At 69.7% G+C, this 23,778-nt stretch carries 17 protein-coding genes and 1 pseudogene; 5 read left to right on the forward strand and 13 right to left on the reverse strand.

Annotated features, from left to right (window positions below; all coding sequences use genetic code 11):
* Positions 1-285 precede the first annotated feature (285 nt).
* The gene (locus MNOD_RS41755) at positions 286-1,833 is read left to right on the forward strand and encodes a right-handed parallel beta-helix repeat-containing protein (protein WP_198157540.1); all 1,548 of its coding nucleotides are present in this window, start codon (positions 286-288) and stop codon (positions 1,831-1,833) included.
* A 157-nt stretch (positions 1,834-1,990) separates the two neighbouring features.
* On the opposite strand, the gene MNOD_RS26535 is transcribed toward MNOD_RS41755, so the two are convergent.
* The 4 genes from MNOD_RS26535 to MNOD_RS26550 all read right to left on the reverse strand — a co-directional run bounded on the left by MNOD_RS26535 (position 1,991) and on the right by MNOD_RS26550 (position 7,421).
* Complete coding sequence (locus MNOD_RS26535) at positions 1,991-2,716, reverse strand: Crp/Fnr family transcriptional regulator (RefSeq protein WP_015932052.1); 726 nt, start codon at positions 2,714-2,716, stop codon at positions 1,991-1,993.
* A 175-nt stretch (positions 2,717-2,891) separates the two neighbouring features.
* Complete coding sequence (locus tag MNOD_RS26540; RefSeq protein WP_015932053.1) at positions 2,892-4,178, reverse strand: glycosyltransferase family 4 protein; 1,287 nt, start codon at positions 4,176-4,178, stop codon at positions 2,892-2,894.
* Positions 4,179-4,382: 204 nt separating this feature from the next.
* The gene (locus tag MNOD_RS26545) at positions 4,383-5,792 is read right to left on the reverse strand and encodes a mannose-1-phosphate guanylyltransferase/mannose-6-phosphate isomerase (protein WP_015932054.1); all 1,410 of its coding nucleotides are present in this window, start codon (positions 5,790-5,792) and stop codon (positions 4,383-4,385) included.
* A 375-nt stretch (positions 5,793-6,167) separates the two neighbouring features.
* A complete protein-coding gene (locus MNOD_RS26550) occupies positions 6,168-7,421 on the reverse strand; it encodes a polysaccharide biosynthesis/export family protein (protein WP_157091561.1) in 1,254 nt (417 codons plus the stop codon).
* A 427-nt stretch (positions 7,422-7,848) separates the two neighbouring features.
* Here MNOD_RS26550 and MNOD_RS26555 point away from each other — a divergent pair, with 427 nt between their 5' ends.
* The 3 genes from MNOD_RS26555 to MNOD_RS26565 all read left to right on the forward strand — a co-directional run bounded on the left by MNOD_RS26555 (position 7,849) and on the right by MNOD_RS26565 (position 11,205).
* Entirely contained in the window at positions 7,849-8,841 is a 993-nt protein-coding gene (locus tag MNOD_RS26555) for a UDP-glucuronic acid decarboxylase family protein (protein ID WP_015932056.1), read from the forward strand.
* A complete protein-coding gene (locus MNOD_RS26560; RefSeq protein ID WP_015932057.1) occupies positions 8,838-9,680 on the forward strand; it encodes a WecB/TagA/CpsF family glycosyltransferase in 843 nt (280 codons plus the stop codon). The genes MNOD_RS26555 and MNOD_RS26560 overlap by 4 nt, the downstream gene beginning before the upstream one ends.
* A gap of 67 nt (positions 9,681-9,747) precedes the next feature.
* Positions 9,748-11,205: an exopolysaccharide biosynthesis polyprenyl glycosylphosphotransferase gene (locus tag MNOD_RS26565; RefSeq protein WP_015932058.1), complete on the forward strand. Its 1,458-nt coding sequence runs from the start codon at positions 9,748-9,750 to the stop codon at positions 11,203-11,205.
* A 957-nt stretch (positions 11,206-12,162) separates the two neighbouring features.
* On the opposite strand, the gene MNOD_RS45795 is transcribed toward MNOD_RS26565, so the two are convergent.
* From MNOD_RS45795 to MNOD_RS43970, 8 genes and pseudogenes are all read right to left on the reverse strand, one after another.
* Entirely contained in the window at positions 12,163-12,879 is a 717-nt protein-coding gene (locus tag MNOD_RS45795) for a LuxR C-terminal-related transcriptional regulator (protein WP_015932059.1), read from the reverse strand.
* 1,198 nt (positions 12,880-14,077) lie between these two features.
* Complete coding sequence (copM, locus tag MNOD_RS26575; protein WP_015932060.1) at positions 14,078-14,485, reverse strand: CopM family metallochaperone; 408 nt, start codon at positions 14,483-14,485, stop codon at positions 14,078-14,080.
* A 23-nt stretch (positions 14,486-14,508) separates the two neighbouring features.
* Positions 14,509-14,871 (reverse strand): hypothetical protein, encoded by a 363-nt coding sequence (locus MNOD_RS26580; RefSeq protein WP_015932061.1) that lies wholly within the window; start codon positions 14,869-14,871, stop codon positions 14,509-14,511.
* A 29-nt stretch (positions 14,872-14,900) separates the two neighbouring features.
* Positions 14,901-18,041, reverse strand: a complete 3,141-nt coding sequence (locus MNOD_RS26585; RefSeq protein WP_043749480.1) for an efflux RND transporter permease subunit — start codon at positions 18,039-18,041, stop codon at positions 14,901-14,903.
* A gap of 11 nt (positions 18,042-18,052) precedes the next feature.
* Positions 18,053-19,774 (reverse strand): efflux RND transporter periplasmic adaptor subunit, encoded by a 1,722-nt coding sequence (locus MNOD_RS26590; protein ID WP_015932063.1) that lies wholly within the window; start codon positions 19,772-19,774, stop codon positions 18,053-18,055.
* Between the two features lie 94 nt (positions 19,775-19,868).
* The gene (locus MNOD_RS26595) at positions 19,869-20,315 is read right to left on the reverse strand and encodes a hypothetical protein (RefSeq protein WP_043749485.1); all 447 of its coding nucleotides are present in this window, start codon (positions 20,313-20,315) and stop codon (positions 19,869-19,871) included.
* 123 nt (positions 20,316-20,438) lie between these two features.
* On the reverse strand, positions 20,439-21,122 hold the full coding sequence (locus MNOD_RS41765; RefSeq protein ID WP_157091562.1) for a DUF2939 domain-containing protein: 684 nt from the start codon (positions 21,120-21,122) through the stop codon (positions 20,439-20,441).
* A gap of 301 nt (positions 21,123-21,423) precedes the next feature.
* Positions 21,424-21,552 (reverse strand): annotated as a pseudogene (locus MNOD_RS43970) (transporter associated domain-containing protein); the annotation flags it as partial.
* Between the two features lie 82 nt (positions 21,553-21,634).
* On the opposite strand from MNOD_RS43970, the gene MNOD_RS43975 reads away from it, so the two are divergent.
* A protein-coding gene (locus MNOD_RS43975; RefSeq protein ID WP_076611772.1) for an IS630-like element ISMno11 family transposase occupies positions 21,635-22,596 on the forward strand; the annotation gives its coding sequence in 2 pieces (ribosomal slippage) (positions 21,635-21,974 and positions 21,974-22,596; 963 coding nt in all).
* Here MNOD_RS43975 and MNOD_RS26615 read toward each other — a convergent pair.
* Positions 22,553-23,758: a hemolysin family protein gene (locus MNOD_RS26615; RefSeq protein WP_083786693.1), complete on the reverse strand. Its 1,206-nt coding sequence runs from the start codon at positions 23,756-23,758 to the stop codon at positions 22,553-22,555. The two genes, MNOD_RS43975 and MNOD_RS26615, sit on opposite strands and share 44 nt — an antisense overlap.
* Positions 23,759-23,778 lie beyond the last annotated feature (20 nt).

A 23,778-nucleotide genomic window follows, 5' to 3' on the forward strand; every position in this document is an offset into this window, starting at 1 on the left:
GTATTCGCCGCCACGCCACACTGTCGCCAAATTTCGGCATTTCAGCTTAACCTTAGTTAGATATCAAAAATCAAAATCAGACCTCGGAAGAATGTACGTCTGCGTACCAATTCAGTGAGATTGTACTTGTAAGTACGATCATGGCCGCCTCCGCCCTCCCTTGGAGGTCCGCGCCTGCACAATCGAATCGTGTTCGACGCGACACCGCCTGAGCGGGCGATGTCGGTCGGAGTTCCGTGCGCGATGCACGGATCAGAGCCTGGTCGCCTCCCGCGGCCGGGATGGATGCCTGCGGCTCAAGGCCGGGGCCAGCGAAACATCACAGGAGAAACGATGCGGTTTTCGACTCGCGACAACACCGATGCCCTCGACGGATTCTGGCACCACCTGAATCGGCGCTGGCGCGCCCATGCAGGTTCCGATCCGGCCGCGTCGGATTCGAGCCTTCCCGCCACGTCCGACACCACCGAGTCGACCGCGGCAGCATCGGATCCCGTTGTCACGCCCGCCGACACCACCGCACCGACGACTCCGTCGGTCACCGAAGAGCCCGCAACCACGACGCAGCCCGCCGCGACGGCACCGGCCATCACCGACCCCGTGACCACTTCCACGACGACGGTCACCACCGATCCCGTGGCTGCGACCGCTCCCACGACGACGGTCACCACCGATCCCGTGGCTGCGACCGCTCCCACGACAACAGCCACCACCGATCCCGTGGCTGCGACCGCTCCCACGACGACGGTCACCACCGATCCCGTGGTCGCGACCGCTCCCACGACGACGGCCACCACCGATCCCGTCGCCGCGACCGCTCCCACGACGACGGTCACCACCGACCCCGTGATGGCAGCGCCCTCCACGACCTCCACGGGCGGGACGCCTGTCGCGCTCACGCGCCACGACGGCACGGTCGTCGCGCATAGCGGGGATGTCATCAAGGACCTCGACATCTACGTCAACAGCGGGGACGGCATCCAGCTCGACAACGCCGACAACGTCACCATCAGCAACGTCCGCATCCACTACAACGGCGCGGGCGGCGCGGCCGAGGGCAGCGGCATCTCGGCCATGGGGGCCGACGGCCTGAAGATCGACCACGTGGAGGTCTTCAACGCCGGGGCGCCGGCATCCGGCGCCGAGGTGAATGCGGAGCATTACGGCCTCGCGCTGTACAGCAGCCCCGGGGCCCAGATCAGCGGCGTCACCACTCATGACGCCTCCACGGGCATCTACCTGCAGGACTCGCCGCAGGCCCTGCTGACCGGGATCGAGGGTTACAACGCCCGCGGCCCCGAGCCCCGCGGCCAGCTGGTGCAGTTCAACCGCTCGGGCAACAGCACCCTGGACACGTTCTACACCTACAACGACCTTGAGAAGTCCTTCACCGAGGACAACATCAACGTCGGCAGCAGCAACAACGTGACCATCAAGAACGGCCTGATCGACGGCAACAACTCGCCGAGCGGTCAGGGCATCATCTTCGAGGAATCGACCGGCGGGCACGTGCAGAACGTCGACGCGGTCCACATGGGCAACGGGGCGTTCGCCGACATGACCGGCGGCAACAGCTTCGACCACGTGCGGTCGTTCGACAACTTCAACACCAACGCGCCCAGCCGCGGCCAGCCGCTGTCGGGCGGCCTGATCTTCGCGCTGGCGAACGGCACCTCCGTCACCAGCGCGTCGTACCAGAACCCGGCCAACCCGAGCAACATCGCCTACGGCGCCGGGTACGAGAACGGGCAGTTCAGCGGCACGTTCGACGCCCACGAGGTCACCGGCCAGACGCCGATGGCCGCCTATCACAACACCTTCGGCTGGGCCTGAGGTCCGGAGGAAGGCGACGCGGCCGCCGCCCTGCGCGGCGGCCGCTCCCGTCGATTTCCCGTCCGTCCGCAGCCTCAACGCGCCTGACCGACATGATGGTCTCGACCGACCTCATGGGTCCGGATGGTGGCCCGGATCCGCTTCTCCTGGACGAACTCTAGAAGGGGCCAATCAGCCGCCGGTACTCGCTCTCGGCGGTGCCGTAGCCTTCCCCCGCCACGATGACGAGCCGCGCGCGGTCGAGAATGGTGATCCGGCCGCGGCTCGTGGCGATCGCCTCGATCCGCTCCAGGTTGTGCAGTGCGGCCGTGATGCCGGGCCGGTGCGTGCCGAGGATCAGGGCGAGCGCCTCGTGGGTCAGGGCGATCTCGTTGCCGGTGAGCCGGTCCATCGCCTGGAGCAGCCACAGCGCGAGCCGCTCGTCGAGCTTGTTGCGGCGGCACACCAGGGCGGCCTGGTAGCCCCAGATCAGCACGACCTGCACGTAGCGCATCAGGATCTCGTGCAGGAGGCTGCTCTGCATGACGAGGCGGTGCAAGCCACCGGCCCCGATTCGCAGAGCGCTTCCGGCCACGCGCACCTGGACGTCGTGGGGCGCGCGTTCGACGCCGAGCACCGGCGCGGTGCTCACCATCCCCTCGCGCCCGACGACGAGCGTGTCGAGGACGCCGCGACCGCCCACATTGAAGATGACGGAGACGATCCCGCTTTCGGGAAAGTAGACGTGGCTGATCGGCTCGTTGGCGGTCACGATCCGCTGGCCCGCCTCCAGGACGACCTCCTCGAACATCGGCCGGATCCGGTCGAAGCTCTCGGCGGGCAGCGCCCGCAGCAAACGGTTCTGCACCTCAGGCTCCCGCAGGGGCGTGGACCAGACGGACATCACTCCCGCTCCGGTCGCATCGGAGGTCCGCCGCAGCGCTCCGAATCGGGCGCCGGATGCGATCCGGCCGGATGAAATCCGGGACGGGCCGGCCTCCCGGCCGGGAACTCTGCGCGCCCGCCCCGCGACCGGATGCGGCGCCCCGGCCGCCGCCCGGCGCGGCGGACGAGCCCGATCAGCCGGGAATGCGCCACGGGTCCCTCCCCCCGGCGGCGACGCGGCTGGGTTCGGGCGGCAAGGGGCTGGCCCTGCGGGCCGTTCCCTGCGCCTCCCGGGCGGCGAGAACGCGCAGATAGGCGCGAAGCGCCTTCTCGGCGGCGGCCTCCCAGGTGAAGCCGCCGGCCACGCGCAGGCGGGCGCACTCGCCCATCCGGCGCAGACGGTCCCGGTCGGCATCGAGCTCCGCGAGGCTCGCGCGCAGCGCCTCGGCGTCGCCCGCCGGGACGAGCCGGCCGCAAGCAGCGTCGATCTGATGCGGGATGCCGCCGACCGCCGAGGCGAGCACCGGCCGCCCATGCGCCATGGCCTCGAACACCACCAGGGGCAGCGTGTCCGCGAGGGTCGGGAAGACGAACAGGTCGCAGCGCCGCAGCAGGGCACCGACCTCTGCGTCCGACAGGCGCCCCGTCACGATGATGCGCTGCTGAGGCCCCGCCGCCGCGAGCGCCCCGGCGTAATCGACCTCCGGGCGCGTCTCGCCGCCGACGACGAGCGTGAAGGGCTGCGTCAGGCCAAGCACGCTGCGCAGCAGCACGGGCAGTCCCTTGTTGGGGGTGTGATTCGCCAGGAACATGCAGGTGAGCGGCGCGTCGGGCTCAGGGAGCCCGAGCCCGAACCGCTCCCAGATGGCGCGGTCCTCCTCCGGATCGCCTAAGGGCGGCAGCCTCACCCCGTTGGGCACGAGGTCGATGGTCTCGCCCGCGAAACCCATGCGGCGGATGATGTCGAAATCGGCCGGCGACAGGGCCAGGATCGCGTCGGCCCCCCGCACCGTGTCGGCGACGGGCGACTGCACGAGGTGCCGCCAGGCCGCGCGCTGCAGGGCCCCGAAGCCGTAGATCGTGGCGCCGTTGGCGATCTCGTTGAAGCCATGCGTCGAGACGACGTAGGGGATGCCTGCGGCGCGGCAGGCGCGCGCGATTCGCCGCATCTCCAGGGCCGGCATCGGATTGTGGAGATGGACGAGGTCGTAGGCGCCCGGGCGAATCGCCTGCGGAATGTCCGAGCGGTAGAACGGCGTGCGGTGCCGGTTCGCGAGGCGGGACCAGGGGAGGCCCGGGGGGAGCCCCGTCCGCACCGGCAGGCGGCGGCAGCCCTGGGGCGCATCGGCGCCGCCCATCATGCTCGCCACCGTTACCGAACAGGCCCCGGCCAGGGCGGCGCTCAACGTCTCGCCCGCGCGGGCCCCGCCGCTGACCGAGAGATGGGGAGGCACCACGATGGCGGAGAGAACGCGGATCATGGGCGGTTTCCTCAGGGGGAGCAGGCGCGGGGCGTCCCGGCCTCGGCAGGTTCTGGAACGGTGCCCCGCAGTTCTCCGGCAGGAGCCTGCGCCACGCGACAATCCCAGCAGGCGGCGATGGCTGTCCGGCGGGTGACCCCGCGACCGACGCGACACGGTATCAGGTGAGCGGCGGAGCCCTCCGTGGGCTCCGCCGCGGTTCGTTCAGGTGCGGGCGTAGATGTCCTCGATGCGGACGATGTCGTCCTCGCCGAGATACTCGCCGTGCTGCACCTCGATGATCTCGACCGGCGTATTGCCGAAGTTCTCCAGGCGGTGGACGGCCCCGAGCGGGATGTGGGCGTGCTGGTTCGGTCCGAGTTCCTGAACCTCGTCCCCGATCGTGACCCGGGCACGCCCGGTGACCACCACCCAGTGCTCGGCCCGGTGGCGGTGCTTCTGGAGCGACAGGCGGCCGCTCGGGCGCACGACGATGCGCTTGACCTGGAACCGGCTGCCGGCATCGAGCACCTCGTACCAGCCCCAGGGGCGGTGCACGCGCGGATGCGTCTCGGCCTCCGGCCGCCCCCGGCTCTGCAGGCTCGCGACGATCTCCTTGACCTCGCCCGCCCGGCGCCGGTCGGCCACCAGGATCGAATCCGTGCTCGCCACCACCACGATGTCCGACAGGCCGAGCACGGAGGTCAGCGGGCCGTCGCTCGACACGTAGCAGCCACGGGCGTCGTGCATCTCCACCTCGCCCCGCACGACGTTGTCGTCGGGATCGCCCTCGCCGAGGGCCCAGAGCGCCTCCCAGTTGCCGACATCCGACCAGCCGCAGGACATCGGGACGACCGCCGCCCGCTCCGTGTGCTCGAAGACCGCATAGTCGACCGACAGGCGCCGCGCCCGCGCGAAAGCCTCGGCGTCGAGGCAGACCGTGCCGACGTCCCGCCGCGCCTGCGCCACCGCAGCCTCCACTGCCGCGGCCGTCTGCGGATCATGGCGCTCGTACTCGCCGATCAGCGCCCCGGCCCGGAACAGGAAGTTGCCGGAATTCCAGAGGAAGCCGTCGAGGAGATAGGAAGCGGCCCGTTCCGCGCCGGGCTTCTCGGCGAAGCGGGAGACCCGCCAGGCCCCCTCCCCCACCGCCTCGCCGGGCTGGATGTAGCCGTAGGCGGTGGCGGGATGCGTCGGCGTCACCCCGAAGGTCACCAGATGATCCGACAGGGCTGGGTCGATGCCGGCGACCACCGCCTCCCGGAAGGCGCCCTCATCCTGGACCATCTGGTCGGAGGCGAGCACCAGCACCAGCGTATCCGCGTCCTCGCGGGCGATCTCGCAGGCGCCCGCCAGGATCGCCGGACCCGAATCCCGGCGCTCGGGCTCGATCAGGATATCGGCCTGCACGCCGATCTCCGCGAGCTGCTCCTCGACGAGGTAGCGGTGCAGGGCGTTCGTGACGACGAGGGGGCGCTGGGTGGCCCCGAGCTGCACGGCGCGCATCATCGTCTGCTGGAAGGTCGACCTCTCACCAACGAGGATCGCGAACTGCTTCGGCAGCGAGGCGCGCGACACCGGCCACAACCGCGTCCCGTTGCCCCCGCACATGATGAGCGGCCTGATCCCGGTCATACTTGTCTCCCGCCTGAGTACCGCTGTTTTTTCGGCTTCTGCTCCCAGCTATGCTTCAATTTCCGAGCCAGAGTTGAAATGGAGATTCGGTATTAAATTAGCTATATCAACTATATCGCTAGATCCCGACGGGCTGCCCCGACCGGCTGCCGGCTCCGGTCGCCTCATCCCAGCGGGCCTTCGGCTCGGGCCGTCGGGACCAAGTCCTTGCTGCGGCGCGCTTGCGCCGGATCGGCATCCATCGCGGCGCAGGAGCGCTCCGGAATCCGCCCGGGAGAAGCGGACACCAGTTCTCCGGCACCTTTTCCCCGTCCGGCCAAACGCAGATCGGGACCGGAGCGTCTGCCGGATGCTGCGATGAGCATCCGACGGGCACTAGCGGAGCTCCGTCCCGGGCTGCGCCGCGCTGGTCCGAACCGCCCTGGCCTCGGGTTCGCGGCGCACATCGACGATGTCGCCCGGCATCAGGGGCGTGTTCGCGTCGGCCGCGATCGTCTCGGTCCGCCCGTCCTGGGTGCGGGTGATGACGACCCGGCGGATCACCTCGTTGGTCTCGGGCGCGACCAGGGCGCCTGCGACCTGCAACCGGGCGGCCCGGATCTCGCGGGCGCTCGAGAGCTGCGTCTCCGTCTCGGTCAGCCGCGTCGTCGCCTCCTGCATTTCCGCGAGGATGCGACGCTGATAGGTGTCCTTCATCTCCTGCAGCCGCAGGGCAAGGTCGCCGAGTGCGAGATCGAGCCGCGCGAGATCGGAGTTGAGGCGGGCGATCGTGCCCTTGTTGCGGGCCTCCTCGCGCTGGAACTCGATGCCCTGGTAGCGCCGGGCCAGCCCGTTGGCCATGAGCTTCTCGTAATCCTCCATATGGGCCTGGATCAGCCGCAGCTGCGTCTCCTCGGCGGTGCGCTGGGCCTGCACCCCGACGATCTCGGCCTCGATGCGCGGCTTCTGCGCCTGCAGCATCTCGAGGGACTGGAGCAGGGCGCCGCGCTGCGCCGTGAGGATCTGGCGCTCCTCCGCCAGGATCGGGGCGGCGGCGGGGTCGCGCTCGAGGTCGGGAGGCGGGCGGAACCCCTCCTCGTTGCGCCGCTGGGCCTCAAGGCGCGCCCGCCGGATCCGATAGAGGCGGCGATTGGCTTCGAGCACCCGGACGCGCTCGTCCGCCAGCAGGAATTCCGTCTGCTGCGCGACCTGGACCTGCTCGGGGCGCGCGAAGCCACCCGCGAGCGCGATGCCGCTCAGCACCGACGCGCCGGGGCGGAAGGGATAGCTCCCGGGCAGACGCACGTCGCCGAGCACGTAGATCGGCCGCATCTCCATGATCCGCAGGCTCACCACCGGCTGCTGGATGTAGCCGTCGGCGAGGCGGGCGACGACCTGCTTCTGGGCCTCCGGCAGCGTGCTGCCCGAGACGGGCACCTCGCCGATCAGCGGCAGGAACAGGTTGCCGTCGGTGCCGACGGAGTACTCCCCGGAGAGCTCGGTCTGACCGAAGACCGAGAGGGCGATGCGGTCGCCCGGCGCCAGCCGGTATCCGGATTCCTGCGCCGGCGCGGGCCCGGCGAGCACGCACAGGCTGGCCAGGAGAAGCGCCGCGCGCGCGAAGGGCACCGTCGGGACGGGCAGGGTCATGACCATGGCGGGATCGCTCGCAGCCGTCGTGAGGAAGGCCGGACCCCCAACCGGATCGCCCGACCGCCACGCATGCTAGCGGCACGCGGCAGCGCTCCGGCATCGCCCTTCCGATGAGCGGGCGCACTCCTTGGTGTTAGGGCGGCCGCCGGCCGGCCCCGCCCGCTCCGGGCCGGGCCCGCGAGTTCACGGCCCAGCTTCGCAAGTCAGGACCAAGCGTATTACGGCGCGTCGACTTCTTTCGGAGTGCATCTCCACCGAATGCGCCAGTTGTCGCGCGAGGCCGGCCAGCGCCATGCTTGAAGCGTAACTCGAAACCCTCGAACCAGAGTCGCCGGTGCGGGCCGCTTCAGCTTGAGGGCGGCGCGATCACGGGTGCGGTGCTGGTCCCGGCGCGGTCAATCTCGGCAGCGAAGGATCGTTGAACATGAAGCGCATTCTCGTGACCGGCGGCGCCGGCTTCATCGGCTCGCATCTCTGCGAACGGCTGCTGAAGCAGGGCAATGAGGTTCTCTGCGTCGACAACTTTTTCACGGGCACGCGCGCCAATTGCGAGCCCCTGCTCGGCAATCCATCCTTCGAGCTCTTGCGCCACGACGTGACCTTTCCCCTCTACGTCGAGGTCGACGAGATCTACAATCTCGCCTGCCCCGCATCGCCGATCCACTATCAGCGCGATCCGGTCCAGACGACCAAGACGAGCGTCATGGGGGCGATCAACATGCTGGGCCTCGCCAAGCGGCTGCGCGTGCGGATCCTCCAGGCCTCGACGAGCGAGGTCTACGGCGATCCGGACGTCCACCCGCAGCCCGAGGGCTATTGCGGCTACGTCAACATCGCGGGCCCGCGCGCCTGCTACGACGAGGGCAAGCGCTGCGCCGAGACGCTGTTCTACGACTACCAGCGCCAGCACCGGATGTCGGTGCGCATCGCGCGGATCTTCAACACCTACGGCCCGCACATGCATCCGCAGGACGGGCGCGTCGTCTCCAACTTCATCATCCAGGCGCTGACCCACCAGCCCATCACCATCTACGGCGACGGCTCGCAGACGCGGTCCTTCTGCTACGTGGACGACCTCGTCGAGGGATTGCTGCGCCTGATGGCCCTCGACGAGGAGCCAGGCGGAGCGGTCAATCTCGGCAACCCGGTCGAGACGACGGTGCTGGCGCTCGCCGAGCGCATCGTCGCCCTGTGCAACTCGCGCTCGACGATCACCTGCCATCCTCTGCCGCAGGACGACCCGCGGCGGCGCTGCCCCGACATCTCCCGGGCGCGCGACCTCCTGCATTGGGCCCCGCGGGTCGAGCTCGATAGCGGGCTCACCCGGACCATCGCGTATTTCGACGGGCAGCTCGCCCGCAATGCCGCGTCGGTGCAGATGCTGCGCCGCGCAGGCCCGCATGCGAGTGCGCAATGAGGGCCGCGGCGAACGAGAGCGCCCGCCCCTGGGAGCAGGAGCGGGCCCCGGTGCTGGGCGTCGGGGTGAGCGTCATCACCCTGCCGGATGCCGTCCTCGCCCTCGACGCCTTCGTGCGGGCCAAGCGCCCGCACTACGTCTGCATCACCGGCGTGCACGGCGTGATCGAGTGCCGCAAGGATCCCCGGCTGCGGGCGATCCATGCCGAGGCGGACCTCGTGACGCCGGACGGGGTGCCCCTCGTCTGGATGTCGCGCCTGCTCGGCTACGGCCCGATCGGGCGCGTCTACGGGCCGGACCTCATGCGCGAGGTCATCCGGCTCTCGCCCGCCCTCGGATACCGGCACTTCTTCTACGGGGGCGCCCCCGGCGTCGCCGAGCAGCTCCGCGCGCGGCTGTGCACCGCGGTCCCGGGCCTCTCCGTGGTCGGCATCCACTGCCCGCCCTTCCGGGCGCTCACCCCCGAGGAGGACGAAGCGATCGTGTCCGAGATCAACGCCGCGCAACCCGACATCGTCTGGGTCGGGTTGAGCACGCCCAAGCAGGAGGCCTGGATGGCGGCCCATCGCGGGCGCATCACGGCACCCGTGATGGTCGGGGTCGGAGCGGCCTTCGACTTCCTGGCGGGGACCAAGCGGCAGGCGCCGCGCTGGATGCAGCGCTCGGGCCTCGAATGGCTCTACCGCCTCGCCACCGAGCCACGGCGCCTGGCCGGGCGCTACGGGAAGATCGTGCCGCTCTTCCTCGTCCTGGCGGCGGGCCAGCTTCTGGCGCGCCTGTTCGCACCGGGGCGCGGCGGGCCGGCCAATCCACCGCGCCGGCTGGCCAATGGCAGCTGAGCCGCGAGCGCCCCAGGCTCGCCCGTCGAGCGTCCCCGCCACCGGCTGTTCTTCGAGAGGGTGACCCATGCGGAACGGCAACACGGCAATGTCCTCGGTCGGGACGGTCGCGCGCACGACCCGCGCCGAGCGCCGCCCCGCACGCCGCGGGCGGCGGAGTGTCGTGGCGGGCGCGCTTTTGGCCGGCGATGCCATGGTCGCAATCGCGGCCGCGGTGGCGGCGAGCGGCCTGCTGCAGCTCGGCGGAGTTCCGGTGCAGGCGAATGCGGCGCTCGCCGGGCCACTCACTCTTCCCACCCTGGCGGTTCTCCCCATCTTCGCGGCCCTCGGCCTCTACGGGAGCGACGGCCCGAGCCCTCCGGAGCGGCTGCGGTTGCGCGCCCTCGGCCTCGTCCTCTACGCGATTGCCTGCCTGCTCGTCGCCGCCGGCAGGGTCACGCCGCATCACCTCGGCGCGATCACCCTCGTCGCCGGGCTTCTCCTCGTGCTCGGCTACTACAGCGAATGGGCGGTTCAGCGCGTCCTGATCCGGGCCGGCGCCTGGGGCGCCCCCACGCTCATCATCGGGGCGGACGAGGCGGGTCGCGCCCTCGCCCGCACCCTGCTCGCCCAGCCCGAGCTCGGCCTCAGGCCGATCGGCATCGTCGCCGACCGGATCCCCGAGGCGCCGCCCGAACAGCTGCCGCTCGTCGACTCCCTCGACGCGACGGGCCTCTCCTCCGCGGAGGTGATCGTGTTCTCCTCCTGCGCCGAGCTCGCCCGGCACGACGGGATCCGCAGCGGAGCCGGGCCATCCGCCCGTCTCCTGCTCGCCCAGAGGATCGAGGACCTGCAGGATCTGTGGCTGCAGGTGCGTCCGCTGGGCGGCGCCGTCGGTCTCGAGATCCGGCGCGAACTCTACCGGCCGCGCAATCTGCTGCTCAAGCGGATGCTCGACGGCGTGCTCGCCGGCCTCGGCCTCCTGGTCGTCGCCCCGCTCATCGCCCTGCTGGCGGGTCTGATCACGCTCGCCGATCCGGGGAGTCCGTTCTACGTCCAGGTCCGGGTGGGACGGAACGGGCGCCCGATCCGCGTGCTCAAGCTGCGCACCATGTATCGGGACGCCGAGCAGCGGCTGCGCGACCATCTCGAGGCCAGCCCGGCCGCTCGCGCCGAGTGGCAGCGGTTCTTCAAGCTCGCGGACGATCCCCGCGTGCTCCCGAAGGTGGGGCACTTCCTGCGCCGCAGCAGCCTGGACGAGTTGCCCCAGCTCTGGAACATCCTGCGCGGCGACATGAGCCTCGTTGGCCCGAGGCCGTTCCCGTCCTATCACCTGGACGGCTTCGGCCCCGCCTTCCGCCGCCTGCGGACGAGCGTGCCGCCGGGCCTGACCGGCCTGTGGCAGATCTCGGCGCGCAGCGACGGCGACCTCGCCGTCCAGGAGAGCCAGGACACCTACTACATCCGCAACTGGTCGCTCTGGCTCGATCTCTACATCCTGCTGGCGACGATCCCGGCCGTTCTCGGCGCCAAGGGTGCCCGCTGAGGAGCGCCTGCAGGCGCCCGCTCGATGCGGGGCCGCGGCGCAGTCGCGGGAAGCTCCCGCCGGAGGCCCCGCCTCTCTGCGTCGCGCGCGGCCTCTGCGCCGCGCGCAAGCGCGCCGGTTCCAGCCGCAACCTGTCGTGATCGCTTCGATGGAAACCCGGTTGTCGCTGCTGCGTCGGGGGCTGCCATCGGAGGGGGCGCTCGTGCAGCCGGTGTCATCCGTCAGGGTCGGCAAAGGCCGGCGGTGAGCTCATCCGACATCCGATGGATGACTTCGCCATGCGGATGGGGGCGCGATGAGAGGGGCTCCGAACCGGTCCCTCGCAGACCGGATCAGAGGTTCTCCGCCCCTTCGCGGATTCTCCGCCCCTGCGCGCTCCCTCTTTCCGGGCCCGTTCGGGCCTGCACGACTGCAGCGACAACGGAAGGAGATCCGGGACCCAACACGAGGACTCGCCGCGCAGCGGCTCAATCTTCCAGCACTGGCGCCGACAAGCGGGTGCTGCGCGACTTCTTCTGCTGGGTCCCGGATCGCATTCCGCTGACGCTGCATGCGCCCGGGAAAGAGGGAGCGGACATCGTCGCGTGGGCTGACGCAGTCTGATCGCCCCTGAGGTGCGTGGAAGACGCCACGCATCTCAGCATGAGGGCCAATGGGGCTGCCACAGAAGAAAGCGCTCGTTCAGCCGATTTCATCCGTCAGGGTCAGCGCAGCCGGTGGCCAATTCATGCCAACAGCCTTGCCAATGACCGCAGGCGCCGGTCTGGGATTTTCGCCAAGTCTCGTTACCGAGGCCTCGTCACAAAGCCTCCGGCTTGGCATCGATCATTCGAGACGAATCAACGGCCCGACGCGTCAGCATCCTGGGCCGTTGGTCGTACGGAGGCGGCCCGGGCCGCAACGCCCGGACCGCGAGCAGGACCCGCGCGGCGCGGGACGGGTCGGACCCGTGAATGGTCAGTCCGAGGCGATGTCCAGATCGGCGGGCGCGATGCCGTGGCGGTGGGTCCAGATCGCCGCCTGGGTGCGGTTCTGGAGGCCGGTCTTGCGGAGGATGCTCTTGACGTGGATCTTGACCGTCGCTTCCGCGATGGAGAGGCGGCGGGCGATCAGCTTGTTCGACAATCCCGCGGCGAGATAGGCCAGGATCTCCACCTCGCGCTCCGTGAGCGTCTCGTTGGCACCGAGCCCACGGGCGGCGGCAGGCGGCGTCGGCAGGAGATAGGTGGCCGGCGCCTTCGTGCCGGACCTTCCGAGATGGGGGACCACCCCCATCGGCATCACGATGTTGCCCTGCATGATGACGTTGAGAGACTTCACCAGCGCTTCCGGCTGCATGAGGACATCAAGGCAGGCCTGGACGCCCATCTCGAGCAGCTCTCGAAGCGCGGTCCCGTCGGACGGCTCCGCCAGGATGGCGATGCGCGCCTTCGGTGCCATCCGGCGTAAGTGCGGGATCACCTCGCGCGTGATCTCCCCCCATCCGAATTCGCTCAGGAGGATCAGTTCCGGCTCCAGGGTCGGATCGAACTCGGCCAGGCTGCCGATCGCGTCGACGACCAGATAGCCGTTCTCTTCAAGAATGCTGGTCAGGCTGTCCTGATAGAGGCCGTTGGGGCCGATGAGAATGGTTGCGACGGAAGGATGCTGCGCGGGTCTGATGCGGATCCGCATGCCTGCGTCCGCGGTGCCTGTCGGAACCATACCGAACGGGGGTTCAATCATGCTCGACATACACCAAACTCCTTGTTCCGAGCCTATCGTCACGTCTCCGAGCTGGTCTTATTTTGCGCATGCGTCGGGACGAACGAGGCGAAGACGAGCAGCCCCACACATGCTGCTGGCACGATCGCCCCGGGCCCATTGATGCTTTGCCCGAACGTCAGTCTGGAAAGCCTTCCCCTTGTAAGGCCGCACAAATTTGTTCTTATCCGAGCCTAGCGAGAGGCTCTGGATTGGCCTCGACAGAGATGATGATTGTTCCGGCCGCGGGCATTGTCAAGCAACGGCTCTACAAAGACACAGCTTCACTGCTACAGCGCACAACCTCTTCACGACTCAACAGAACAAGACTTACATCGCCGGGTCACGGTCATCGCGAAGCGATATCAGCAGAAATTCATTCTCGACCGCCACCCGCAGAAGGAATAAACTCGCGGCCAAAAGTCGTTTCCATGATTTGAGTCGGCTATTTTTTGCAAATTTCAGGTTCGACATGGCTGCAAGCTATATTGCTTCTTCTTCCTTGTTTATTTTTCAGTATGTATTATCTTACTGATATGAATGTAAAATATCGAGCAAGATGATATCGATGTTTCTCATCTATACTCACGTTTAACAGAATATTAATAATCTCCTGATCCACGAAGCACTCTGCTCATAGTGTCGGAGTCAGCCCTGTGACATTCTTACCGCGTTAGGATATTTTTTCCGATTCATCGTCAGATTTTTGTTGCACAACGGCAGCATCCATCTGTTGATTCCGCATGAGGGTGTACAATCCGGCTCGATCGCCGCGGCTCGAAAGCACTAACCCCTTTTTGACCGGCCAGGCCGGGCAGGCAGGGCGACGCTCCCGGATCCCGATCAGCAGAGCCGATGCGGCTGAGAATCGCGTGCGATGGCTCGCCCTGCCGGTCGGCGAGATCGGAGGCATGCCGAGGCAGGTCCGGAGGTTGCCGGGTCATCGACGCACTGCAGCGCAGCGCCGTCCAGAGGCGAAGCGCACACGACCCCTGGCCGGAGTCGGCGCGATTCGCCCGATGACCGATTGCCCCGGCCGGACGATGATCGGCCCGACGGGCGGTCCGATCATCGGTTCGGCATCACCCGGCGATGCGGGGCCCGCCCCGGAGGGCAAGCGTCTTGGGGCTCACCGGCCGCGCTGCTTCAACCATGCGCGCATGTCGGCGATCTCCTTCTCCTGATCATCGATGATCTTCTGCGCCATCGCCTTGGTCTGCGGGTCCTTGGCGTGCGTCAGCGCCACCTTGGCCATGTCGATGGCGCCCTGGTGATGCGGGATCATGTGCGTGCGAAAGTCGATGTCGGGGTCGCCGGTGTATCCGAGTTGCATGGCGTGCATCATGCTCATGTGGGTCTCCTTGAACGCCCTGGTCGAGGGCGCGTCCCCCGGGGCCGGCATCATGTCGGCCATCATCGCCTGCTTGTCGGTCTGCATGCCGCCCTTCGGCATGGCCTGGTGACCGTGCGAGTCGTGCGCGAGGGCGGCGCCGGCGAGCCCCGTGGCCAGCAGGGCGGCGAGAAGGGTGCGGGTCATCGGAATCTCTTTCCTATGTCGGGTCAGTTGAACTTGCCGCTGACGGTCGTGCCGTCCGGCGCGGTGAGCTGCACGGCGCCCTTGGGCGCTGTGCCGAGGGGGATGTCGGCCGTGCCGGTCAGCCGGCTGCCGCCGGCCGGCGCCAGCGCCACGCGGGCCGGCTTGCCGTTCACGACGAGGATGGCGGTGCCTGTGAAGCCGGCCGCCGGCACGGGCTTCTCGCTGCCGTCGAGGAGGTAGACGTCGACCGTCCGGTCCTTGGCGACGAGTTCGACGTGGTACCGGCCAGCATCGGCGACCCGGCCGCCATTCGTGCCCCTGCCCTCATGGGCCAGGGCCGGGGCTGCCAGCAGGATTCCGGCCGCGATCAAGGTCGTAAGCCGCATGCACAATTCTCCTTGTCGTCGAGGGAAGCTCAGAACGCCTCCCGGGGCGGCGCGACGGTGCCGGCCGGCATGAGGGTCTGGACCGGGTGGGAGCGCAGGCGCTCGAGCGGGGCGCGGCCGAACCGCAGGAACAGGACCGGCGTCAGAACCGCGTCGAGCAGCGTCGCGCTGATCAGGCCGCCGAAGATGGTCACGGCGACCGGATGCAGGATCTCCTTGCCCGGGCTCGCGGCATCGTAGAGCAGCGGCACCAGCGCAACGCCGGCCGAGAGGGCCGTCATCAGAACCGGCGTCAATCGTTCCAGGCTGCCCCGCACGACGAGATCCCGCCCGAAGGGCAGGTTCTCGTGCAGCGCCAGGTTCAGGATGTGGCTGATCTTCAGGATGCCGTTGCGCGCCGCGATGCCGGTCAGCGTGATGAACCCGATCATCGAGGCGACGCTGAGCGGCTGGCCGGCGAGCCAGAGCGCCGCGACGCTGCCGATCAGCGCGAGCGGCACGTTGCCCATGATGATCAGTGCCAGGGCGGCCGAGCGGTAGCGGCTGTAGAGAATGGCGAAGACCAGGGCGAGCGACAGGCTAGAGAGCGCCGCGATGGTCCGGCTCGCCTCCTCCTGGGCCTGGAACGTCCCCTCCAGGCTGGTGAAGAAGCCCGGCGGCATCGGCTCCTGCGCCACCGCCCGGCGGATCGCCGCCACGATGGTGGTCATGTCGCTGGTGCCGTCCGTGTTGGCCTGCACCACGATGCGGCGGCGAGCGTTCTCGCGCAGGATCTGGTTGGGACCGTCGGTCTCGCGGATCTCGGCCACTTGTCGCGCCGGAACCCAGCCGGAGGGCGTCTCCAGCAGCAGGTCGCCGAGGCCCGCGGTGGTTCGGCGGGTCTCGGACAGGCGGATGAGCACGTCGAAGCGGCGCAGGCCATCGACCACGGTCGAGACCACCCGGCCGTTCGACAACCGGCTGATCTGCTCGACAACGGCCGCCGGCTGCACCCCGTAGAGCGCCGCCCGGGTGTAGTCGACCCGGACCTCCAGCTGCGGGATGCGCACCTGCCGCTCGACCTGCAGGTCGGCGAGGCCGGGAACAGCCTGCAGCCGGTCGCGCAGGCTGTTGGCCACGCGCCGCAGGGCATCGAGATCCTCGCCATAGACCTTGAGGGCGAGTTCGGCGCGCACGCCCGACAGCATGTGGTCGAGCCGGTGCGAGATCGGCTGGCCGACATTGACCGCCACCGGCAGCACGGCGAGGCGCTGGCGAATCTCCGCGACCAGCGCCTCCTTGGGCCGGCGCCCGCCCTCCTCCAGGGCGACCTCGATCTCGGAGGAATGGACGCCCTCGGCATGCTCGTCGAGCTCGGCGCGCCCGGTCCGGCGACCGACCGCCTTCACGCCCGGGATCTCCAGGAGCAGCCTCTCGGCGATGAGGCCGACCCGGCTGCTCTCGGCAAGCGAGATGCCCGGGGCGAAGGTCATGTTGACCGTGAAGGAGCCCTCGTTGAAGGGCGGCAGGAAGGCCCGCGGCAGGTTCCAGGCGGCGGCGCCGGCGGCGATCACCGCGGCGGCAACGCCCCCGACCAGCAGGCGCTGGTGGCGGAAGGCGACATGCAGCAGGGCGGCGTTGCCGCGCTTGAGGGCCTTGAGGAAACGGCTGTCGTGCTCCTCCAGGTTCTTCAGGCCCGGCAGCAGGAGCGAGGCCAGCACCGGGGTCAGGGTGATGGAGGTGACGAGGCTCGCCAGGATCGAGATGATGTAGGCCTGCCCCAGCGGGGCGAAGAGGCGGCCCTCGATGCCCGAGAGGGCAAACAGCGGCACGAAGACCAGGATGATGATCATCGTGGCGTAGACGATCCCTGAGCGCACCTCGTTGGAGGCCGCCACCACCACCTCGAAGACGCTCCGGGGGCTGCCCGCCGCCCGGTTCTCGCCGAGGCGCCGGAAGATGTTCTCGACATCGACCACGGCGTCGTCGACGAGCTCGCCGATGGCGATGGCGAGGCCGCCGAGCGTCATCGTGTTGATGGAGAGCCCGAACAGGTGGAACACCACCGCGGTGGTCAGCACCGAGACCGGGATGGCCAGGAGCGAGATGGCGGTGGTGCGCAGGTTGAGCAGGAACCCGAACAGCACCAGGGCCACCACCATGACGGCCTCGACCAGCACCCGCTCGAGGTTGCGGATCGAGGTCTCGATGAAGTCGGCCTGCCGGAACAGGATCTGGTCGGCCTTGATCCCGGCCGGCAGCGAGGGCGCGAGATCTTTCAGCGCCTGCTCGATGTTCCTCGTCAGCACGACCGTATCGATCCCCGGCTGCTTCTCCACCGAGACGATGACCGCGGGCTTCCCCTGATAGCCGGCATCCCCGCGCTTCACCTTGGCGGCGAAGGCCACCTCGGCCACCTGCCGCAGGGAGACGGGCACGTCGTTGACAGTGGCGACCACGAGGTTGCGCAGGTCGTCGAGGCTCGTCGTACGGGCGATGTTCCGGATCAGGTACTCGCGCGCATATTGGTCGGTGAAGCCGCCGCCGGCATTGGTTCCGAATTGCTGCAGGGCGGCTTCCAGCTGGGCGTTGGTCAGCCCAAGCGCCCGCATGGCGGCCGGGTTCGGGCTCACGCGGAACTGGCGCACCTCGCCGCCGATGGGGATGACCTGCGCGACGCCCGGGATGGTCAGGAGGCGCGGGCGGATGGTGAAGTCCGCGACCTCGCGCATCTCCATCGGGCCTGCCGTGTCGCTGGTGACCGCGACGAGCAGGATCTGCCCCATGATGGAGGAGACCGGCCCCATCTGCGGAATCACCCCGCGCGGCAGCTGGTCCTGTACCAGGGCGAGGCGCTCGGCCACCTGCTGGCGGTTGCGGAAGATGTCGGTGCCCCAGTCGAACTCGACATAGACGATGGACAGCCCCACCCCGGAGACCGAGCGCACGCGGCTGACGCCCGGCAGGCCGTTCATGCGGGTCTCGATCGGGTAGGTGACGAGCTGCTCGACCTCCGGCGGCGCATAGCCCTCCGCCTCCGCCATGATGGTGACGGTCGGCTTGTTGAGATCCGGGAAGACGTCGACGGGCAGCCGCGTGACCGTGAAGGCGCCATAGAGCACCAGCACGATAGCGGCGGCGATCACGAGCAGGCGGTTGCGGACCGACTGGCTGACGAGGAACGTGAATATGGGCCGGCTCCTCAGCGCACCTGATCGAGGAGTTCGGCGCCTTCGGTGACGACGCGCCGGCCCGCGCCGATGCCCGCCGCGACCAGCACATGCGCGCCGTCGAGGGGCTCGACCCGGACGGGACGGGCCTCGAAGCGCTCGGCGGCGGTGTGCTCGTAGACGACATCCTGCCCGTTGGCGGTGCGCACGATTGCCGCGCGCGGCAGGGCGAGGCCCTGGCGCTCCGCATCGATCCCCGCCAGAACGGTGACGAACTGACCGATCCGCAGCCCGCCCGTGTCGCCCCGGACCGCGAATTGCACCGGGATGGCCTGGTTGCGGTCGGCGAGGCCCGAGCCCTGGTAGGCGAGGCTCAGGATGCGCCCATCGGCGAGGCGCGCACTCGCCTCCTGCGCGGCGGCGAGCGCGTCGAAGCTCAGGGCCTCGACCCAGAGCCGGCCGGGATCGACGATCTGGAAGATCATCTGGCCGGGATTGGCCATCTGGCCGGCCACGGCGGCAGCCTGGGCGACCACGCCGTCGACCGGGGCCATCAGGGCCTCGGGCTCGCGGCGGACCGTGTCGAGGGCCGAGCGGCGGTCCTGCAGGCCCTTGAGCTCGGCGAGCGCATCATCGAGCTGCGTCTGGGCGACGGCCCCGGTGGTGGCGAGCCGCGTGTAGCGCTCGACCCGCCGCTGCAGGATGGCGATCTGCTGGTCGAGATTGCCCTGCGTCTGGCGCATATCGGAGAGGTCGACAGCCTGGATGGGCGGCGTGACGAAGGCGAGGACGTCGCCCTTGCGCACGCGCGTCCCGAGGCGCGGGAAGGCGCCCGCGGGCGGCGGGGAGAGGCGGCCGCCGACCGAGGATTGCACGACGCCGCTGGCATTCGGGTCCGGGACGATGCGGCCGGGCAACTCGACCCTGCGGCGGAAACGGCCCTCCTCCGTCACAATCGTGCGCAGGACGAGGAGCCGCTGGGTGGGCTTCGGCACGAACACGGCGCCGTCCGGCAGGCGTTGGGCGAGATCCATGAGGCCGGCGGCCCGCGGCGGTTCGACCAGCGCCGCGCCTCGCCGATCCGCGCCGTGATCCTCGTCGCCATGCGCGAAGGCGGCTGTGCCGAGGACCGCCGTCACGACCAGGGTAGCGAGGATGACGGCGGCCGCCCGGCGCCGTCCCGCAAGCGCCGAGACCATCACGCCGAGGAGGAAGGCCGTCGCCGCGCTGCCGACGAGGACCGGGTCCCTGCGGGTCAGCCGGGCGCCGAACTCCGCCGCCAGGGACGACGCGCCCGCGACGAATGCCGGCCTGCCGGCGGCGGGTTCGCGCGCGGGCACTGGGTCCGGCACGGATACCGACAGCATCAGGACGTCCGCCGCATCCCCGTCCGTCACGGTCGCGATCAGGTCGTGGCGGCCGGGCTTGGCGAGCCAGGGCGCCGGGAGCGTATAGGTGCCCTCCCCGGCGGCCGTCGCCACCCGGCTCCCCCCGGGGGCCTCCACCGCAATCGTGGCGCCGGAGACGGGCTCGTTCGTCCGGAAGCGGTCGAGATAGAGGGTCAGGCTGCCGTCGCGCGGGACGGCGACAAGCTCGAAAGCGTCCGAGAGCGCCTCGCCGCGCGGGGCGATGCTCTTCGAGACCGGCGGCGGAGCGGCGCCGTGGTCGTGCCCCTCGTGGGCATGGGCGGCCCCTGCCGGTATGGCGGCGGCCAGCGCCACCGCTGTAAGGGCGGCGGCCAATCGGGTCGACATGAAACGGGATCCTCGCGTGAGACCAGAACACCGGAGGCGCGCCCGCACGAGCGGACGCAATCCGGCCGTCGCGCGCCTTCAGGCGCGCCCAGCACTACGCGAGGGTTCGGGGTGGCTCCGGCAGGGTATCGGGACCGATGCCCGGCCGCGCGACACTGTCGGGCGGAACCGCCGAGACATGCCGGAAGGCGAGGATCGGCAGGGCCGGTGGGACGGCCGGGACGGCCGTGGCACAGCACGCCATGGTCCCGCAGCATACCGCCTTGCAGGCGCCCGGATCGTCGGGCCGGTCGCCCGCCGGTTCGACGGCCGCGCTGGCGATTCCGGCGCAGGCCGGGCCCGCGATGCGGACCGCGAAGGACGATACCGGGCCGGCTCCGGGAGCCCGGACCTCGGCGGCAGGAATCTGCACCGCGGCCTGCAGGCGGCTGGCATGGTGCGCATGCCCGTCGTGAGCCTGGACGGCGGACGGCGCGAGGAAGGCGATGATCGTAATGATCATCGCCGCCATCAGGCTCGCGAGGTGCCGGTCCAGTCGCATCGGCTTAAGCTTACACCGGGTTCGGGATTCGGGGAACACCCGCCCCTGCGAAATGCCGGTCCGGAACAGGTCGGGTGTCTCGTACCTCACGTCAACCTGCTGTCAAGCCGATTGGCCGCGAGCCTAACGAATCCGGCTGTCCGGGACCGTCACCGTCAGGCGGCTGCGGGCCGCGACCTCCTGCGCCACCTGCGCGAGCAGCTCCGGCGACAGGTCGACCCCGTGCAGCTGCCAGCGCCAGTCCCGCAGCTGGAAATGGAGCACGAAGCGCGGCTCCGCGCTGCCGCGCAACGGGAACCGGAGCGTAAAGCGACGGAAGCCGTGCAGGTCCACCGCCATGAACAGGGGCCACGCCCTGCCCCAGCCCACCACCCGCAGGACGCCCTGCGGGGCGGGAGCCTTGCCCAGCCGATCGACCCAGCCGTCGTCGAGCAGGTCGATCAGGATGGCCGGCGTCACCAGCTCGGCCACGACCGGCTCGGCCGCCTGGGCGAGCGCCATGCCGGAGAGGGACAGGACCGGCCTGCCCTCGGCTCCCCCGGGCCGCACGAGCGCCGCCACCTGGCGCAGGAGCGACATCCGCACGGCCCGCAAGTTCACCCGTTCCAGCAGGGCCGCCGTGTCCCTGTCCTGCACGGCGCGGGCAAGCTGATAGACCGCCAGCATCGGAGAGACGGCGAAGACACACCACGCCAGACCCAGAAGGGCCGCGATCCGGATGGTCACACGTGCGGGGCACATCGATCCGCTGCCCTTGGCTGCGCCGCAGAGGCCGAGCGCCCAAGCAGACTTGGCGGGGCGTGCCACCGCTTCGTCCGCTGAGGCTTTCGATATGTCGCAGGTTCTTGACGGAAAACCGCAACGCACTTGTCCGAAATCTGCTTAGGTTTTTGATTGTGCCGCATTTTCTGCGACGAACCGGGATCCACTTCGTCGGAAAATGCTCCAGGCTCCGGATGGCGGAAGCGTGCCCGACCGGATCCCGGGCCGGGGTCGCGCGCCGGCCGGCCACTCGCCGGCGCGCGCGGGCCCGCGCCGGACGCCGCCGGAACCGAGGCGGCGATCGTCGGAAGCGCTGCCATCGCGGCGCGGACCTCTCCCCGCATCCTCACCCCAGGGCCGTGGCCAGCACCTTGTCGATGCGCCGACCGTCCATGTCGATGACTTCGAAGCGCCAGCCGCCGACCTCGACCGCCTCGCCGGTGCGCGGCAGGCGCCGGAGCGCCGCGATCACTAGAGCGGGGTCCGAGCGGGTTGAAACCGTGGTGATGGCAACGCGTTGGCCGGTCCCCGGGGGGGCGGCTCAACGGAGGTGGCCCATGCCCTCAGCTTTGTCTGTCGACCTGCGCCAGCGCGTCGTCTCGGCCGTTGCAGAAGGCGCCTCCTGCCATCAGGCCGCCGCGCGCTTCGGGGTCAGCGTGGCCAGCGTCAGCCGCTGGTCCAGGCAGCAGGAGGGCCAGGGAGATGTCACGCCCAAGCCCATGGGCGGCGACCAGCGCTCGCAGCGCATCGAGGCTCATGCCGAGCTCATCCTGCAGACCTACCAAGCCCACCCGCAGAGCTTCCTGCATGAGCTCTGCGAGACGCTCCAGGAGCAAGGCGTTCCGGTCAGCCGCAGTAGCCTGTCGCGCTTCTTCGCCCGGCACCGCATCACGCGGAAAAAAGGGCGACGTACGCAGCTGAGCAGGAGCGGGAGGATGTAAAGGCGGCTCGTGAGGCGTGGTTTGCCGGCCAGCTTGAGCTGGATCCGGAGCGACTGGTGTTCCTGGATGAGACCGCCGCCACCACCAGCATGGTCCGCCGCTACGGCTGGGCCCCGCGCGGCGAGCGTTGCCGCCTCGCGGCACCCGCAGGGCACTGGAAAACCACCACTGTGATTGCCGGGCTGCGCACGAGCGGGCCTGACGCGATCGCTCTGCTGGACGGCCCTGTGACGGGCGAACGCTTCCGCGCCTACGTGACCGACACCCTGGTCCCCACCCTGAGACCCGGCGACACCGTGATCCTGGACAATCTGGGCGCTCACAAGGTGGCCGGCGTGCGCGAGGCGATCGCGGCAACCGGGGCCCGGCTGCTTTATCTTCCTCCGTACTCACCTGAGTTCAACCCGATTGAGCAGGCCTTCGCCAAGCTGAAAGCGCTGTTGCGCAGGGCGGCGGCCCGCAGTGTCAGTGAACTCTGGGCGGCGATCCACCAAGCCTTCAAATGCTTCTCGCCGGCTGAGTGCCGCAACTACTTCACAGCTGCTGGATACGAGGATGATGCTTACGCTTCAACCTGATCGGGAGCGGCTCTAGGCCGGCCACCGTCTCGTAGTCGCGCCGGTCCGGCAGCGGCACCCGCAGCTGGTCGGCCATCTCGTCGACGGGCATCCAGCCGGACAGGAGCCAGGAGCCGTCCTCGCGCCGCACCGCCTCATCCGAATCGGAGAGATCGGCCCGGAAGGCCCCCGCGATGGCATCCAGAATGTCGGCCGGGGTGATCACGCCGTCGAAATGCCCGTACTCGTCATGGACCAGCCCGATGGGCACCTCGGCCTTCCGCAGCACGGCGAGGGCGTCGAGCGCGCCCAGGCGGTCCGGCACCACGGGGGCCGGCCGGACATGCGCCCGGATGTCGAGCGGGCGCCCCCGCAGCAGGTCCGGCAGCAGGTCGCGCAGCTGGACCACGCCGATGATCTCGTCCGGGCCGCCCTCGCCCACCGGCAGGCGGGCATGGGGCGTCGCCAGGAGCGCCGCGCGGATCGCCTCCTCCGTGTCGCCGAGGTCGAGCCACGTCACGTCCGTGCGGGGCGTCATCACGCCCCGTACCGTCCGGTCGCCGAGGCGCAGCACGCCGCCGATCATGTGCCGCTCGTCGGTCTCGATGGCGCCGGCGGTCTCGGCTTCCGCCACGACGGCGCGGATCTCGTCCGCGGTGACCGCCTCGTCCGCCCGCGCGTCGATGCCGAACAGCCGGAAGATCCGGCGGGTGGAGGCATCGAGGAACCAGACCACCGGGCCGGCCGCGCGTGAGACCGCGCTCGTCGGGCGCGCGACCATGCAGGCGATCCGCTCGGGGGCACGCAGCGCGAGGGTCTTCGGCACGAGTTCGCCGACCACCACCGACAGGTAGGTGATGGCGCCGATCACCAGCCCGTAGCCGATGGTCTGGGCGAGGCCCTGCGCGAGGCCGAAATCCTGCAGCAGCTCGGCCGCCCGCTGGCCGAGAGCGGCGCCCGAGAAGGCGCCAGCCAAGACGCCGATCAGCGTGATGCCGATCTGGACGGTGGAGAGGAACCGGCCCGGCTCCTCCGCGAGGGCGAGGGCTGCGCGCGCGCCGGCCCGGCGCTGCTCGGCCATGACCCGCAGCCGCGCCTTTCGGGCCGAGACCACGGCGAGCTCGGACAGCGAGAACACGCCGTTGAGAAGGATGAGGATCAGAGCGGCGGCGAGTTCGAGCACGGGCATCTGGGGCGGATCGC

It is taken from the genome of Methylobacterium nodulans ORS 2060 (genome assembly GCF_000022085.1).
GTDB classification, from domain to species: Bacteria; Pseudomonadota; Alphaproteobacteria; order Rhizobiales; family Beijerinckiaceae; genus Methylobacterium; species Methylobacterium nodulans.